This window comes from Caballeronia sp. (genome assembly GCF_049581465.1).
In the GTDB taxonomy this organism is placed as follows: Bacteria; Pseudomonadota; Gammaproteobacteria; order Burkholderiales; family Burkholderiaceae; genus Caballeronia.
In genome coordinates this window covers 1-2,903 of record NZ_JBAUSA010000809.1, presented here as the reverse complement: position 1 = coordinate 2,903, position 2,903 = coordinate 1, and the positions used below count along the sequence as shown (strand labels likewise).

Genomic DNA, 2,903 nt, shown 5'->3' with positions numbered 1-2,903 from the left:
GTTGAAGATCGCGAGAAACTTGCGAGCTGGCTCGGACCCATGTTGCGTGAGAATTTTTCATCGATACGCACTCGCCTTTCGCGGCTCGAAAACGGCCCGCCCGTGGGCTATCCCGTGCAATTTCGCGTAAGCGGCGACGATCTTCCGACGGTGCGCGGTATCGCGGAAAAGGTCTTCGCCGATATGCAAGGCGATACGCGCACGACCAATGTGCAGTACGACTGGGACGAACCGTCGGAGCGTTCCGTGCGTTTTCAGATCGACCAGAAGAAGGCGCGCGAACTGGGCGTGACAACGTCGGATGTGTCGGACTTCCTCGCCATGCAACTGACCGGTTATACGGTCACGCAATATCGTGAAAGCGACAAGCTGATCAGCGTCGACCTGCGCGCGCCGCGCAGCGAGCGTGTCGATCCCGCCCGGCTCGTGACCCTCGCCATGCCGACTCCGAACGGCCCGGTGCCGCTCGGTACGCTCGGCCACATGGTCGACGACCTGGAAAATGGCGTGATCTGGGAGCGCGACCGCCAGCCGACCATCACGGTGCAATCCGATGTGAAACCGGGTGCGCAAGGCATCGACGTGACGAACTCCATCTACAAGAAACTCGATGGCTTGCGCGCGAGCTTGCCGGTGGGATACCGGATCGAGGTGGGCGGACCCGTGGAAGAAAGCGCCAAGGGACAGTCGTCGATCAACGCGCAGATGCCGATCATGGCGATCGTCGTGCTGACGCTGTTGATGATCCAGTTGCAGAGCATTGCGCGCGTGATGATGGTCATACTCACTGCGCCGCTCGGGCTGATCGGCGTGGTGGCAACCCTCCTGCTGTTCCACAAGCCGTTCGGCTTCGTCGCGATGCTGGGTGTCATCGCCATGTTCGGGATCATCATGCGCAACTCGGTGATTCTCGTCGACCAGATCGAGCAGGACATTGCCGCTGGCCATCCACGCTTTGATGCGATTGTCGGCGCCACAGTGCGGCGTTTCCGGCCGATCACGCTGACCGCGGCAGCGGCGGTGCTCGCACTGATTCCGCTGTTGCGCAGCAACTTCTTCGGGCCGATGGCCACCGCGCTCATGGGCGGAATCACGAGCGCCACCGTGCTGACGCTGTTCTATCTGCCGGCCCTTTACGCCGCGTCGTTCAAGGTGCGCAAGAACGAACGCGCGGGGTTCGTTGAACCTGATAACCATGATCTGCAGAACGGACCTGACACACGTAACGGAGGCCGGCCATGAAGCGTTTTCTCGCCTCTGCGATGGGAGTCAGCATCGCGCTTTCCGCCTGTTCGTTCGGTCCGAAAGGCACGCCCCCTTCGATGCCAGCGCCGCCGCACTACGGCGCCTTAACGCAGCCACCAAAAAGCGTGATGGCCGAGGGCGTATCGCAGACATTCGATGTTGGCGCGAAGCCCGTGCCCGACTGGTGGAAGCTGTACGGATCGGAGCCGTTGAATGCGCTGGTGGACGAGGGTTTGCGCAACAGTCCGAGCCTCGCCGCCGCGGACAAGAGCTTGCTGGCTGCGCGCGAGCAGTTGCGGGCGCAGATCGGGTCGTCGATGCTTCCCACCGTCGATCTCGGCGTCCAGAGTGGTCGCCAGCGCGCCCTCACCTTGCCGGGGCTTGGTCCGCCTACGGAAGTCTATGACCTCTTCGTCGGGCAGGTTCAGGCGCAATACACGTTCGACTTTTTCGGTGCGGCGCGTCTCGCCGACCGTGCGCTGGCCTCTCAGGTCGACAGTCAGGCGTGGCAACTCGATGCTGCCCGCCGTGCGCTTGCTGCGAACATTGTGACGGGTGCGATTGGGGCGGCCTCGCTGCGGGCGCAAATCGATACGACGAAGCGGCTGATCGTCCTCACCAATGCCGATGCGCGCGAAACGCAGCGACGCTACGAGCTCGGCTCTGCGTCGCGGATTGATGTGCAGAATGCGCAACTGAGTTCGGCGTCGCTGGCGGCGTCGTTGCCGGGCTTGCGCCAGCAGTGGCTGGCCACCCGTCATGCGCTCGCGGTACTGCTTGGCCGCACGCCTGACCAGGCACCGGAGGATCTCGATCTCGCGACGCTTGCTGTGCCGGCTAGCGTGCCGGTTGTTGTGCCGTCGGACTTGCTTGCGGCGCGGCCGGATATCCAGGCCGCCGATGCGCTGTTGAAAGTTGCCGCTGCCCAGGCGGGCGTTGCGACGGCGCAGTTGTTCCCTAGCTTGACGCTTACGGCATCGATGGGAAAAGGTGGCTTTGACTGGCCCACTACGTTGTCGGCCGCGGGCGCGTTGTGGCATGTGGGTGCTTCGCTTACGCAACCGCTCTTTCATGGTGGCGCGTTGCTTGCGCAGCGGCGAGCGGCTTACGCGACGTATGACGCGACTGTTTTGCAATATAAGGAGACAGTGTTGACGGCGTTCCGCAATGTGGCGGATTCGTTGGCGGCTCTTGAGCAGGACAATGAGGCGTTGGCAATGGCGGACACGGCGAGTCGCGCGTCGATGAGCGTGTTTGCGGATTCTGCGGCTCGCGTTCGATTGGGTGCGATTCCAGAGTCGGCTGGACGCGCGAGCGAGCGGCAGTATCAAAATGCGCGGCTTACGTCGATCCGATATGAGAGCGCACGTTTAAGCGATACGGCCGTGCTGTTCCAGGCAATGGGAGGGGGCCTGGCGCCGGCTGGCGGTTAGGGGGGGTTCTGGGTTCTGGGTTCTGCTCGCGGCGAGTGTGGGGTTAGGGCTTGGGGGGTGCTGCTCGCGGCGAGTGTGGGGAGAGCGTTGAGTCCTTCTGCTTACGTGGTCGTTCTGCTTAAGTCTGATTTTCTTGCTTATTACTGTTAGCCCCTGTCCGGGGCGGGACTTCATTTCTTTTCAAACGCGAAAAGAAACGAAGCAAAGAAACGCGTTTCAAACCGC

The 2,903-nt window shown here is 62.3% G+C and carries 2 protein-coding genes; both read left to right on the top strand.

Features of this window, described 5'->3' with window-relative positions; translation table 11 throughout:
• Positions 1 to 1,242 (top strand): efflux RND transporter permease subunit (locus WCA53_RS19890; RefSeq protein WP_423914587.1); only part of this gene is annotated, 1,242 nt, incomplete at its 5' end.
• Positions 1,239 to 2,678: an efflux transporter outer membrane subunit gene (locus WCA53_RS19885; RefSeq protein ID WP_423914583.1), complete on the top strand. Its 1,440-nt coding sequence runs from the start codon at positions 1,239 to 1,241 to the stop codon at positions 2,676 to 2,678. The genes WCA53_RS19890 and WCA53_RS19885, both read left to right, overlap by 4 nt.
• Positions 2,679 to 2,903: the final 225 nt, after the last annotated feature.